The sequence below is a fragment of the Bradyrhizobium sp. JR3.5 genome, assembly GCF_054057015.1.
This window is the reverse complement of sequence record NZ_JBSRYV010000002.1, coordinates 3227147-3239488: the sequence shown is the minus strand read 5'-3', so window position 1 is coordinate 3239488 and position 12342 is coordinate 3227147. Positions and strand designations below refer to the sequence as shown.

Below are 12342 nucleotides of genomic sequence, written 5' to 3'. Positions count from 1 at the left end.
CGGCCTTGCTTGCAACGGCGCGCGATTTTGGCCGGAGGCTAGTCCGGGACCGGCGCAAATCACCGGACGCACTGATCGGGCCGCCCTCCGGTTATGCCACGGCACGCGAAACATCAGGCGCGGAATGCACCTCACCACAGTGTTGCGGCCTGATGGATTCGGGCTCGCGCCAGGAGATGCGCCGGGGAATGACGGCGAGCGAGGCGCGACAAAACAACCCGACGGGCAACTCAGTAAAACCTGTCAATCCTCATGCGTAAAGATATTTCGCTTTATCAGAAATGTAACTCGGTGTATGGTTTGCCCGTCTCACCCGATCGAGGGGCGCTTCGCGGTCGTCAAAACCGCCATCAGGGCGCTACCTTTCATTCGCCGAACGAGAGGAGATCGCGATCTTGCGTGCACAGGGCCAGGGGGTACGAGCCATCGCTCGTCAGCTCGGTCGCTCTCCCTGCACGATCTCTCGTGAACTTCAGCGCAACGTGGCGCGCCGCCACGGCGCTCCAGAATACCGAGCTACGACGGCACAATGGCACGCTGATCAATCCGCCCGGCGGCCAAGGCCGGCGAAGTTGGCGCAGAATCCTACTCTGCGAGATTATGTGCAGGCCAGGCTTGCCGGTATGATCGCTACCGTGGACGGCGCGTCCCTCGCCGGCCCGAAGGTCGTGTGGAAGGGGCGCCGGGGCCGTGCATCGACAGAATCGGCGCTGGGCGACGGCGTGGAACCCGGAACAGATTTCTCGCCGTCTTCGGCTCGACTTTCCCGGGGATGAGACGATGCGCATTAGTCACGAGGCCATCTATCAGGCACTTTATGTGCAAGGTCGTGGAGCTTTGCGCCGCGAACTGACGGCTTGCCTGCGCACTGGGCGGGCGCTGCGGATGCCGAGAGCGCGCATACTTAAAGGCAGGAGCTTCATTCCTTCCGAGATCATGATCAGTCAACGCCCGGCGGAGGTAGCCGATCGAGCCGTGCCGGGCCACTGGGAAGGCGATCTCATTCTGGGCCTTGGCAGTTCTGCGATCGGCACCTTGGTGGAACGCACGACACGCTTCACCATTCTGCTGCATCTGCCGCGCCTGGCGGAAGAGGAGTTCATGTGAAGAAAGGATCTGCGCTCGCCGGTCATGGTGCTGAGGCCGTGCGCGACGCGATTACCCGCGCGATCTTCACCTTGCCTGAACAATTGCGGCGGTCGCTGACATGGGATCAAGGGGCTGAACTGGCTCCGCACGCACGATTGAAGATCGATGCGGGCGTGCAGGTCTACTTTTGCGATCCTCACAGCCCATGGCAACACGGCACCAACGAGAACACCAATGGATTGCTGCGCCGGTACTTCCCAAAAGGCACCGATCTCGGCATACATAATGCCGACGACCTTGAGGCCGTGGCTCTCGCACTCAACGCCAGGCCTCGAAAAACCCTCGGCTGGAAAACGCCGGCCGAAACTCTCAACGAACTGCTCAGTGCGAGCAAAAGTGTTGCGACGACCGGTTGAAACCGCCCAGTACGCCGCGGCCTATCAGATTGGACTCGGCGTCTCTGGAATACTGGATCACTCGCATGCGCGGGTGATGACACCGAGGGGCTGTTTTGACAGGTGAATCGGAAGACAACGATGCACGAGGACGGGCAAAGCAGGCGTGCCCATCCTGCTATGCGATGCGACTAGTGATATCGCGCGGCAAGATCCGCCGTGCGGCGCGGCCACAGACTTGGTGGCTCCGGCAGCGCCGCGTTTCCCGCACTGTGCGTATCCTGCAGCGCCTCGATGAAATCGGCGAACCATTGCTGGATGGTGCCGCTGTTGAGCTTCTCCATCATGGCTTCCCAGCGCATCCGCCGCTCGGTCAGCGGCATCGCGAGCGCCGTCGCCAAGGTACGTGCCATGCCGTCGATGTCATGCGGATTGACCAGCAACGCGGCGTCGAGCTCGTTCGCCGCACCGGCGAATTTCGACAGCACCAGCACGCCGGGGTCGGCCGGGTTCTGGGCCGCGACGTATTCCTTGGCGACAAGGTTCATGCCGTCCTGCAGCGGCGTCACCACGCCGACCTGCGCGGTGCGGTAGAGCCCTGCGAGCACGCCCTGGCCGAAGCCCTTGTTGAGGTAGCGGATCGGCGTCCAGTCGACCTCGCCATGCACGCCGTTCACGTCGGTGACGAGCTTCGCCACCTCGCTTGCGAGATTGCCGTAGGCCTCGATCGCGCCGCGCGACGGCGTTGCGATCTGCAGCAGCGACACTGAACGCTTCAGGTTCGGATGCAGCGTCCACATCTTGTCAAACGCCTTGATGCGGTTGACGAGACCCTTGGAATAATCGAGCCGGTCGACGCCGATCGCGAGCTTCTCGCCGTTGAGGCTGCGCCGCAGCCGCGTCACGTCGGGATGCATCATCGCCTTGGTCGCCTGCTGCGCGAACTTCCCGGGATCGATCCCGATCGGAAACACCGCCGCGCGGGTGCGGCCGAACGACGAATTGATCACGCCGTTGCGCACTGCAAAATCGAGATCATTCTGCACGTAGCTCAGGAAGTTCTCGCAGTCCTCATCGGTCTGGAAGCCGATCAGATCATAGGACAGCATCGCCTCGATCAGCTCGCGATGATTGGGCACACCCGCGATCACCGCGCGCGCCGGCCACGGCGTGTGCAGGAAGAAGCCGATCGGCTGCGTGGCGCCGAGATCGCGCAGCTCGGCGCCGAGTGCGAGGAAGTGATAGTCCTGGATCCAGAACACGGAATCAGGCTTGCGGAAGCGCAGCAGCGCGCGCGCCATGAACGCGTTCACTTCGCGATAGCTCGCGTAGTCCTCGTGCGACGCACGAATCAGATCGGCGCGCGAATGCATCGCGGGCCACAGCGCCGAGTTGGCAAAGCCCTCGTAGTAGCCGCCATAGTGCGCGGCCGGCAGATCGAGCATCGCCAGCGCGCCCGCACCGAGAGCTTCGACCTCTGCAAAAGGTTCCTTCAAGTTCCCGTCGCGGACGCGTCCGCTGGAACCAACCCAAATTGCCCCTGTTTTTTCCACTACCGGCAACAATGCCGCAGCCAGCCCCCCCGTCATGGGTTCATTGGGTTTTCCGCGCGAGACGCGGTTCGATACGACGACGAGGTTCACCCGGTCCCCTCCTGTTGGTCAACTCGCGTATTAACAACCATTCATCAAGATGGTTCCGGATCAAAGAATCTCCCAATTGAAACCAAATTCTGGCGGAGCGCGAAGGAACTCGCGGGAACTCGCGAAAAGAAAAATTCATGCGAGATCGCTCACACGACGCAAAAGCACCGCATTCGGATCGGTCGCGATGAATCTGACTTGTTAGGACAGGCTGCCGTCCCTATCGTCGTCGAGCAGCTGCGCGAGAAACTCGCGCACATCGCTCGGCCCGTCGAAATGTCCGGCGACGCCGGTGGCGCGGCGGCCGACGGAGAACGCGAGACCGTTGAAACCCGGCATGATCGCGAACACGGTCTCGTCGGTGACGTCGTCGCCAATGAAGAACGGGCGGCGTCCCTTGAATGGCTCATGCGTCATCAGCTCGCGCACGCCGGTTGCCTTGGTGAAGCCGGAATGCTTGATCTCGCAGACGCTCTTGCCCGGCAGCACCTCGATCGGCGCATTCGGCAGCTCGGCGCGGATCAGCGACACCGCCTCATAGATCGCCCTCTCCGCCTGCGGCGCCAGCCGATAGTGCAGCGCCAGGGAATAGCCCTTGTCCTCGAGCAGAATGCCGGGGCTGAGCTTGGCGATCGCGGCGAGGCGGCGCTTCAATTCCTTGTCCAGCGGCGGCGCGTGCGCCGCGACCGCCTCGCTGTCCGGCTGCAGCCGCATCTCGGCGCCATGGCCGCCGACCGCGGGAAACTGCTCCGGCGCGAAGATCAGGTCGATGTCGTTGAGCGAACGGCCGCTGACCAGCGCCAGCGCGCCGTTGGTGCGATCATGCAATTGCTTCAGCGTGGTCGCGAGTTCCGGCGGCACCCAGACCTCGCGCGGCGTCGGTGCGAAATCGAGCAACGTGCCGTCGATGTCGAGCAGCACCGCGGTGCGATCCAGCGGCGGAATCAGCGATGCCGGCGCGCTGTCAGTCGTCCTGTCGGGAGTGATGTCATCATCCAGGGGCATTTCGGCCAATTCATGCTTCGTCATAGTCTACTCCACAAATGCCAACGGTCGCGCGACAGATTCGAGCGATTTTCGCTCGGCCGCGATGGCATAGCGCCATGCAATGGCTGCGGCGATCATCATGAGTGCCGACCCCAGAAGGTAGCCGGCGAAAACGCTGTTGCGCGATCCGGTGTCGATCAGCACGCCGAACAACGCCGGTCCAATCACGCCGCCGATGCCGGTGCCGACAGCATAGAAGACGGCGATCGCAAGCGCGCGGACCTCCAACGGAAACGTCTCGCTGACGGTGAGGTAGGCGGCGCTCGCCGCCGGCGAGGCGAAGAAGAAGATCACCATCCAGGCGATGGTCTGGGTCTGCGCGCTGAGCGCGCCGATCGAGAACAGATAGCCGGACAGCGCCAGCAGCACGCCCGAGACGCCATAGGTCAACGCGATCATGGTGCGGCGGCCCAGCGTGTCGAACAGGCGGCCGAGCAGCAGCGGCCCGAGGAAGTTGCCGGCGGCGAACGGCAGGATGTACCAACCGACATTGCTGGCGGCGATGCCGAAGAAATCGGTCAGGATCAGCGCGAAGGTGAAGAAGATCGCGTTGTAGAAGAATGCCTGCGCGGCCATCAGCGCGAGCCCGACCAGCGAGCGCTGCCGGTAGGTGGAGAACAAGGTCACCGCGACCTCGCGCAGCGGCGTGTGATGGCGCATCCGCAGCTTGATCTTCTCGAAGCTCTCGCTCGGCTGTTCGTGACCGAGCACGGAGGTCTCGATATCGGAAACGATCTTGTGGGCTTCTTCGGGGCGTCCATGGATCATCAGCCAGCGCGGGCTTTCCGGAATCCACATTCGCATTAACAGCACGACGAGGCCGAGCACCGCGCCGGTGAAATAGGCGATCCGCCAGCCGTGATCCGGCGCAAGCAGCGCAGGATCGAGCAGGACGATCGCGCTCACCGCACCGATCGCGGCGCCGATCCAGAAGCTGCCGTTGATGACAAGATCGGTCCAGCCGCGATAGCGCGCCGGCACCAGCTCCTGGATGGTCGAATTGATCGCGGTGTATTCGCCGCCGATGCCGGCGCCGGTGAGGAAGCGAAACAGCGCGTAGCTCGCGACATTCCACGACAGCGCGGTCGCGGCCGTCGCCGAGAGATAGAGCGCGAGCGTGATGAAGAACAGCTTCTTGCGGCCGATCCGGTCGGTGAGCCAGCCGAAACCGAGCGCGCCAAGCACAGCGCCGGCGAGATAGGCGCTGCTGGCGAGCCCGACATCGGCGTTGGAAAAGCTCATCGTCGGGCTCTCCTTCAGCGCGCCCGACAGCGCACCGGCGAGCGTCACTTCGAGCCCGTCGAGAATCCAGGTGATGCCGAGCGCCAGCACGACGCGGGTGTGGAAGCCGCTCCAGCTGAGATTGTCGAGCCGAACCGGGATCGAGGTCTCGATGATGCGGTCGTCATTTGGCGCGACTGGAGCAGCCGCCTCGTGCGTGGTCGCAGAGCTCAACTGTGTCCGCTGCAGTGTCATCAGAATCGACCAACGAGAAAGACCCCGGAACGGTGTGTTCCAAGGCTCTCTTTCCCAGGATTGCGGCAAACGGAGTGCCCGCCACGCGATGTCAACGCCGCAGTCGGGCAAGGGTTCCCGCAATGCGGCATAGGAACCGCGATTGCGGCGGACGGTTTTCGGCTCGACAGCTACGGAGGCATTGATGGCCGCGCACAAGAAAACCACGCGCAAGACGGCAAGAAAATCAACGCGAAAACCAGCAAGGAGATCGGCCGCACGATCCGCCAGCATGACACGCCGCAAGCGCGGAGCGAGCAAGACGACGACGAAGCGCTGGTCGCAGCGGGTCACGAGGGAGAGCGATGCGCTCGACCTCAAGCGCGGCGTGTTCAAACAGACGAGCGCGAAGAAGATCGCATCATCGCTGAAAACATCCGCCGAGCAAAGCACGCGCCGCAAGAGCGGCGCCTATCGTTCCGCGTTGTCGATGCTCACCTTCTATATCAACCGCGCCGGGAAGACGCTGCCCAAGACCGAGCGCTCACGGCTGGAGCGCGCCAAGGTCGAATTGAAGCACCAGTTCGGACGGGATTAGCCCCGCCGTCTCGTCGACTAACGGCGTCGTCCCGGCGCCGGGACCCATACGCCGCGGCCATCGGAAAGGGCAAGCGGCGAGTTATCCGCACGCCAACGAACGCTGGTGGTTATGGCCCCGGCCGGCGCCGGGACGACACTTGTGGGTCTACGCCGCGCGGATGTTCGCCATGAAGCGGTCAAGCTCCTCGCGCAGCCGCGAACTCTCGACCGACAGCGAGCGGGCCGAGTTCAGCACCTCTTCGGAGGCGACTCCGGTCTCGGTGGCGCCCCGGTTGACCTGGGTAACGCTGGAAGCGGCTTCCTGGGTGCCCTGCGCGACGTTCTGCACGCTGCGCGCGATCTCCTGCGTTGCCGCGCTCTGCTGCTCGACCGAGCTCGCGATGTTGGTCGCGATCCCGGAGATCTGCCCGATCGTGCCGCCGATCTCCTTGATCGCGGCAACCGATTCCTGCGTCGCTGCCTGCATGCCCGAGATATGGGTCGAGATCTCGTCGGTGGCTCTCGCGGTCTGGCTCGCCAGCGACTTCACCTCGGCGGCGACCACCGCGAAGCCGCGGCCCGCATCGCCGGCGCGCGCAGCCTCGATGGTGGCGTTCAGCGCCAAGAGATTGGTCTGCTCGGCGATCGCCGTGATCAGCTTGACCACGTCGCCGATCTCCTGCGCGGCGCGCGAGAGCTTGCCGATCCGGGCGTCGGTCTGCTCGGCCTGACGCACGGCGGAATCGGCGATCTGGCTGGATTCCTTGGCGCGGCGGCCGATCTCGTCGACCGACGCCGACAGCTCCTCGGTCGCGGAAGCAACCGACTGCATGTTGCTGGAGGCTTCCTCGGAGGCGCCTGCGACCTGGCTCGACAGGTTCTGCGTGGTCTCGGCAGTGCGGGTCAGCGTGCCTGCCGCGGATTCGAGCTGCACGGCGGAAGCCGACACATTGGAGACGATCGAGCCGACGGCGGATTCGAATTCGTCGGCAAAGCGAATCAACTCGGTGCGCCGAGCGGCCGCGCTCGCCTTGTTCTGCGCTTCCTGGGTCGCGGCATCGCGCTCGGCCTTGGCGACCGCCTGGACCTTGAACTCCTCCACGGCGCCGGCCATCTCGCCGAGCTCGTCGCGCCGGCCGAGGCCCGGCAGCACCACGTCGAAATTGCCGGCTGCCAGCTCACGCATCGCCGCACACATCGCCGCGATCGGGCGCGAAATGCCCTTGCCGAGCAGGAATGCCCACACCAGCCCGAGCACGAAGCTGCCCGCGGCAAGCATCACGATCAGCTGCTCGGTTTCGCCGATCATGGAATGCGATTCGTTCTCGAGCCGCTTCTGGTCGGCGAGCAGGTCGGACTTCATCGCCGCCGCGCCCTGGCTGATGGCGGCCGCGGATTCCGTCATCTCGACGGTCAGGTCGTCGATCGACTTCGCATTTGCGATCAGCTTGGCCAGCGCCTCGCGGTATTCTTCAAGCAACCCGGTGATGTCCTTCACGCCCTGGGCGATCCGCTCGTTCTTCGAGGTGATCCCCTTCACGAGATTGTCAGCGAATTTCAGCCGGGCGAGCGCGCTGGTGGCAACGGTCTTGTCGCCGTTGACGACGAACGTGTTGACGGCGCCGGTGATCGACTGCAGCTGGTCGGCGACCTTCTTGGCGCCGAACTGGATCGACTGCAGCTCGGAATCGTCGGCATTGCTCGGCAGATCGTCGAGCTTGTAGCGCATCGAGGTCGCACTGCGGACCAGTCTGTTCTGCGCGGTCTGCGCGCTCTCGTCCTTGATGCGGACGATCTCGGCAAAAATCTTGGTGAAGGCGCGGAATTCGCGCTCCAGCTTGGTGACCTGCTCGAGGCGGGCCGGATTGCTGGTGCCCTTCATCGACGCCACGATGGCGTCCTTCAGGCTGGCCTCGGCGGCGAGCGCGGCCTTGGCGTCGTCCTCCTTGCCGGTGGCGACGTAGTAGCGCACCAGCGAACGGTAGGAGATCAATTCGCGATCGATGTTGCGGGCGAGGTCGGCTTCCGCGACACTCTGGCGGTAGGAGCCGACACCGGCGGAGACCCGCTCGAAGCCCATATAGGCAAAGCCCATGGTGGCCGCCGACAGCGCCAGCGTGACGGCAAAGCCGAGCATGATCTTGGCTTGAAATCTGAGGGTTGGGAACCTGATCGACAGCGATCGCTTGAGTCCCGGCATTCCAACCCCCGTCTTCATTCTGAAAACCACGCGGGGTCCGGCAGCAACCCGCCCCAGCCCCCGGAGGGCAAAACTAAGGCAGAATCAATAAGGCCCGGTAAATGGGCAGCGCCACGCCCGTATCGGCCCGGTACTACCTTGGTCTGCCCGGGGGGGTGGGCAAGGTGATTGACGCGCGGGTCCGGCCCGATAGTTTAGAACCGATCAAACCTGTCCCTGCCCGGGCCAGGACAACACATCGGGAGGTGTCCCATGTCATCGCGTCGGTCGGCGCCGCTGGCGCTTGCGGCGAGCGTAGCTGCCGGCGAAGCCGCGCGGCCCATGACATCCCCCTCACGACCTAGAATATAAAGGCAGGGCGGACCGCGAACCATCGCGGCTTGGCCCGGATGCCCTTACGGCCCGCGCGGCTTCAACCGGCCGCGCCAAGAAAAGCAAAAAATTCTGGTCAGGGAGAACGCCTTTGGCGAAGCAGAACGGCAGCGCCACCGACAGTATTGTCGTGGTGCAGGCAAAGACCAACGGGCCGCAGGAAGCCGCCGACGAGATCGCGCGCCAGTTGGCGGCGACTGATCTCGCCATGCTCGTGGTGTTCGTGTCGCCGTTCTATGACCCGAAGGAATTCATTGCCGAACTGTCGAGGCAGATGCCCGACGTTCCGATCTTCGGCTGCACCACGGCGGGCGAATTGTCGCCCGGCGGCTGGGATGAGGACAGCGTCGTCGCGATGGGCTTCAACGCCGCCGATTTCGTCATCGCGGCCCGGCCGCTGTTCGATCTCGCGACGTTCCGGGTCGATCACGGCCGCTCGATGTGCACCGAGTTGCAGAACGAATTCGCGCAACGCACCGAGCATTGCGATCACACCGACGATTCCTTCGGGCTGCTCTTCATCGACGGCATGTGCCAGCGCGAGGAAACCATCATGTCGGCGATCTACGCGTCGCTCGGCGACATTCCGGTGGTCGGCGGCTCCGCCGGCGACGGCCTGCGCTTCGAGAAGTCGTGGATCTTCTACGGCGGCGAAGCCTTTACCGACGCTGCCGTCCTGATCCTGATCCGGACGCGGCTGCCGTTCCGCACCTTCAAATGCGACCATTTCGAGCCGACCTCGACCAAGATGGTGGTGACCGAGGCCGACATCGAGCACCGTATCGTCAAGGAATTGAATGCGGAGCCCGCCGCGCTGGAATATTCCCGTGCCGTCGGCCTCAGCGACAGCAAGCTCGAACTGTTCTCGTTCGCCGCGCATCCGGTCCTGGTGCGCGTCGGCGGCGCCTATTACGCGCGGTCGATCCAGCGCACCAATCCGGACGGGTCGCTCCAATTCTTCTGTGCCATCGACGAGGGCATGGTGCTGACGGTGGCGCGCGAACGTGATCCGATCGACGTGACGAGCCGCCTGCTCCAGGAGCTGACCGAGGATCTCGGCGAGGTCTCGATGTTCATCGGCTTCGAATGCGTGCTGCGCCGGCTCGACGTCGAGCAACGCCAGCTGTCGCGGGAGATGTCGGAGCTCTATCGCCGCAACAAAGTGATTGGCTTTCAGACCTATGGCGAGCAGTATCGCTCCATGCATGTCAACCAGACGCTGACCGGCATCGCCATCGGCAAGCGGGCTGTCGCCCCGCAATGACCGACAGCACGACCACGCGCATTGCGGCCCTCGAACGCGAAGCCGAGAAGCTGCGCAAGATCAACGCGGCGCTGATGTCGCGCGTCGAACGTTCGACCGACCAGCAGCTCAATGCCTTCTCGCTGTTCGAGACGGCCATCGCGCTGGATCAGCAGGTGCGTGACCGCACCCAGCAGCTCAAGCAGGCGCTGCAATCGCTGGAAAAGACCAACGGACGCCTGCTGCAGGCCAAGCAGCAGGCCGAGGCGGCAAGCTCGCTGAAATCATCGGTGCTGGTTTCGGTGACGCACGACCTGTTGCAGCCGCTCAATGCAGCGCGACTGACGCTGTCCGCACTGACCGAGATGGCCAGCGAGCCCAAGAGCGTCGCGCTGACCGACCAGATCGACCGTTCGCTGGCGACGCTCGAGGACATGCTGCGCACGCTGCTCGACATCTCGAAGCTCGACGCCGGCGTGCTCAGGCCCGAATTCGGTCCAGTCGCAATCGCCTCGCTGTTCGAGCCGCTGGAGCAGGAATTTGTGGCGACCGCCGCCAAGCGCAACCTCGGCTTCAAGATCATGCCGTCGTCCGCGGTGGTTCGCTCCGACCCGCTGATGCTGCGCCGGATCCTGCAAAACCTCGTGGCCAACGCGCTGCGCTACACCCAGCGCGGCACGGTGCTGATGGGATGCCGCCTCAAGGGCGACGACATCTGCATCGAGGTGCATGACACCGGGCCGGGCATCCCGGAAGCCCAGCGCGAAGCCATCTTCGTCGAGTTTCAGCGCGGGGACGCCGGCGCAAGCGACAAGGCCGGCATCGGGCTTGGCCTTTCGATCGTGCGCCGGTTTGCCGACCTGCTCGGTCATGACATCAGGCTGAGTTCACGCGCCGGCAAGGGCTCGGTGTTCTCGGTCACCGTGCCGCGCACCCTCGATCCGGTTGCGATCCCCGTGCGCGAGCAGGCCAGCGTCGACTATCGCTATGGCGGCATGGAGGGCGCGAAGATCCTGCTGATCGAGAACGACCTCTCGAGCGCCGAGGGCCTCGCCCATCTGCTGGAGAAATTGGGGCTGCGACGTCGCCGTGACGATCTCCAAGACCGAGGCGCTCGAGCGCATCCACGCACTGGACGGCATCCCCGACGCCATCATCGCCGACCTGCACCTCGACAATGGCGAGACCGGCATCCAGGCCGTCGACGTGATCCGCGGCGAGATCAACGCCAAGGTTCCGGCAATCATCGTGACCGCCGACTACTCGGCCAAGGCCGCCTCCGACGTCTCGGCCTTCGGCCACGAATTGCTGAAGAAGCCGATCAAGCCCGCCGAGATGCGCTCGCTGTTGTCGTTCCTGCTGGCGGCGGAGCAGTCGAGCGCGCGGCTATGATCAGAGCGTTTTCGAGCGAAGTGGATACCGGTTCGCGTGAAGAAAACGCGTCAAGACAAGAACCTGGAGCCCCGTTCCGATTCCATCGGAACGGGAAAGGCTCTAGTCGCCATGCGACGGCGGCGAGACCGTCACCGGCGCATGATCGTGCTTGCCGAAATCCAGTTTCGACAGCGCGATGATGGCCTCGGTCCGGCTGCGCACGCCGAGCTTCCGCAGGATCTCGGAGACGTGCACCTTCACGGTGGTGACCGAGATATCGAGCTGATAGGCGATGTGCTTGTTCTGCAGGCCGCGGCAGATCATGTCGAGCACGCGAAGCTGCTGCGCGGTGAACTGGCCGAGCTGCTGCACCAGTTGCCTGGTGTCGGCCTGGCCCTTCCGTGCGGCGGCCGAATCGCGGAAACGCGTCGGCAGGCACACCTCGCCTTCGAGAATGCCGCGCAGCAGGCGCGCCAGTTCGACCTTCGGCGTCGACTTCGGAATGAATCCGGAAATGCCGAGCGCGATCGCGCTGCCGATGATCCGGGAATCGTCATGCGCCGACACGATCACGAGCGCGCTGCGCGGCGCCGCGGCCCGCACCCGGTAGGCTCCGAGCAGGCCCGTGGTTCCCGGCATCGACAGATCGAGCAGGATCAGATCGAGGCCGTCGCGCGCGGCGATCACGTCGAGCGCGCCATCGATCGAGGTCGCTTGCAGCACCTCGGCGTCGGGAAACTCGGCCCCGATCACGCCGATCAGGGCGGCACGGAACAGCGGGTGGTCCTCGACGATCAGCAGTCGAGGCGCACCCGCCTTATCGAGCGGCGGCTCGTCCGCCAGGGGCGCGGTCGTGGTCAATGCTGCGCCGTCCTCCCTCGGATCGCTGATGACAGCCATTGTTCGGACGACGTTATCTCAAAGCCGGGCGGCAGCCTATAGGAA

General features: G+C 64.3%; 8 protein-coding genes and 1 pseudogene. 4 read left to right on the top strand and 5 right to left on the bottom strand.

Annotated features, from left to right (window positions below; all coding sequences use genetic code 11):
- Positions 1 to 347: 347 nt before the first annotated feature.
- Positions 348 to 1505: pseudogene (locus tag ACVWW1_RS32400) on the top strand (IS30 family transposase); the annotation flags it as partial.
- A gap of 170 nt (positions 1506 to 1675) precedes the next feature.
- Here the strand turns inward: ACVWW1_RS32400 and ACVWW1_RS32395 are convergent.
- The 3 genes from ACVWW1_RS32395 to ACVWW1_RS32385 form a co-directional block, all read right to left on the bottom strand.
- Entirely contained in the window at positions 1676 to 3127 is a 1452-nt protein-coding gene (locus tag ACVWW1_RS32395; protein ID WP_456658669.1) for a trehalose-6-phosphate synthase, read from the bottom strand.
- A 201-nt stretch (positions 3128 to 3328) separates the two neighbouring features.
- Complete coding sequence (gene otsB / locus ACVWW1_RS32390; protein ID WP_456658668.1) at positions 3329 to 4156, bottom strand: trehalose-phosphatase; 828 nt, start codon at positions 4154 to 4156, stop codon at positions 3329 to 3331.
- A gap of 3 nt (positions 4157 to 4159) precedes the next feature.
- Positions 4160 to 5650: an MFS transporter gene (locus ACVWW1_RS32385; protein WP_456658667.1), complete on the bottom strand. Its 1491-nt coding sequence runs from the start codon at positions 5648 to 5650 to the stop codon at positions 4160 to 4162.
- Between the two features lie 184 nt (positions 5651 to 5834).
- Here ACVWW1_RS32385 and ACVWW1_RS32380 point away from each other — a divergent pair, with 184 nt between their 5' ends.
- Positions 5835 to 6227, top strand: a complete 393-nt coding sequence (locus ACVWW1_RS32380; protein WP_456658666.1) for a DUF3175 domain-containing protein — start codon at positions 5835 to 5837, stop codon at positions 6225 to 6227.
- A 147-nt stretch (positions 6228 to 6374) separates the two neighbouring features.
- On the opposite strand, the gene ACVWW1_RS32375 is transcribed toward ACVWW1_RS32380, so the two are convergent.
- On the bottom strand, positions 6375 to 8408 hold the full coding sequence (locus ACVWW1_RS32375; RefSeq protein WP_456658665.1) for a methyl-accepting chemotaxis protein: 2034 nt from the start codon (positions 8406 to 8408) through the stop codon (positions 6375 to 6377).
- A 463-nt stretch (positions 8409 to 8871) separates the two neighbouring features.
- Here ACVWW1_RS32375 and ACVWW1_RS32370 point away from each other — a divergent pair, with 463 nt between their 5' ends.
- Positions 8872 to 10044 carry an FIST N-terminal domain-containing protein gene (locus ACVWW1_RS32370; RefSeq protein WP_456658664.1) on the top strand — a complete coding sequence of 391 codons (1173 nt, stop codon included), beginning with the start codon at positions 8872 to 8874 and terminating at the stop codon, positions 10042 to 10044.
- Positions 10041 to 11597: a sensor histidine kinase gene (locus ACVWW1_RS32365; RefSeq protein ID WP_456658663.1), complete on the top strand. Its 1557-nt coding sequence runs from the start codon at positions 10041 to 10043 to the stop codon at positions 11595 to 11597. Before ACVWW1_RS32370 ends, ACVWW1_RS32365 begins: the two co-directional genes overlap by 4 nt.
- Here ACVWW1_RS32365 and ACVWW1_RS32360 read toward each other — a convergent pair.
- Positions 11518 to 12297, bottom strand: coding sequence for a LuxR C-terminal-related transcriptional regulator (locus ACVWW1_RS32360; RefSeq protein ID WP_456658662.1), 780 nt, complete (start codon positions 12295 to 12297; stop codon positions 11518 to 11520). The two genes, ACVWW1_RS32365 and ACVWW1_RS32360, sit on opposite strands and share 80 nt — an antisense overlap.
- Positions 12298 to 12342 lie beyond the last annotated feature (45 nt).

Excerpts from the sequence above, each read along its gene's own strand:
- ACVWW1_RS32385 (WP_456658667.1), bottom strand. The coding sequence starts at position 5,650 with ATGACACTGCAGCGGACACAGTTGAGCTCTGCGACCACGCACGAGGCG.
- ACVWW1_RS32375 (WP_456658665.1), bottom strand. The coding sequence starts at position 8,408 with ATGCCGGGACTCAAGCGATCGCTGTCGATCAGGTTCCCAACCCTCAGA.
- ACVWW1_RS32365 (WP_456658663.1), top strand. The coding sequence starts at position 10,041 with ATGACCGACAGCACGACCACGCGCATTGCGGCCCTCGAACGCGAAGCC.
- ACVWW1_RS32380 (WP_456658666.1), top strand. The coding sequence starts at position 5,835 with ATGGCCGCGCACAAGAAAACCACGCGCAAGACGGCAAGAAAATCAACG.
- ACVWW1_RS32360 (WP_456658662.1), bottom strand. The coding sequence starts at position 12,297 with ATGGCTGTCATCAGCGATCCGAGGGAGGACGGCGCAGCATTGACCACG.
- otsB (WP_456658668.1), bottom strand. The coding sequence starts at position 4,156 with ATGACGAAGCATGAATTGGCCGAAATGCCCCTGGATGATGACATCACT.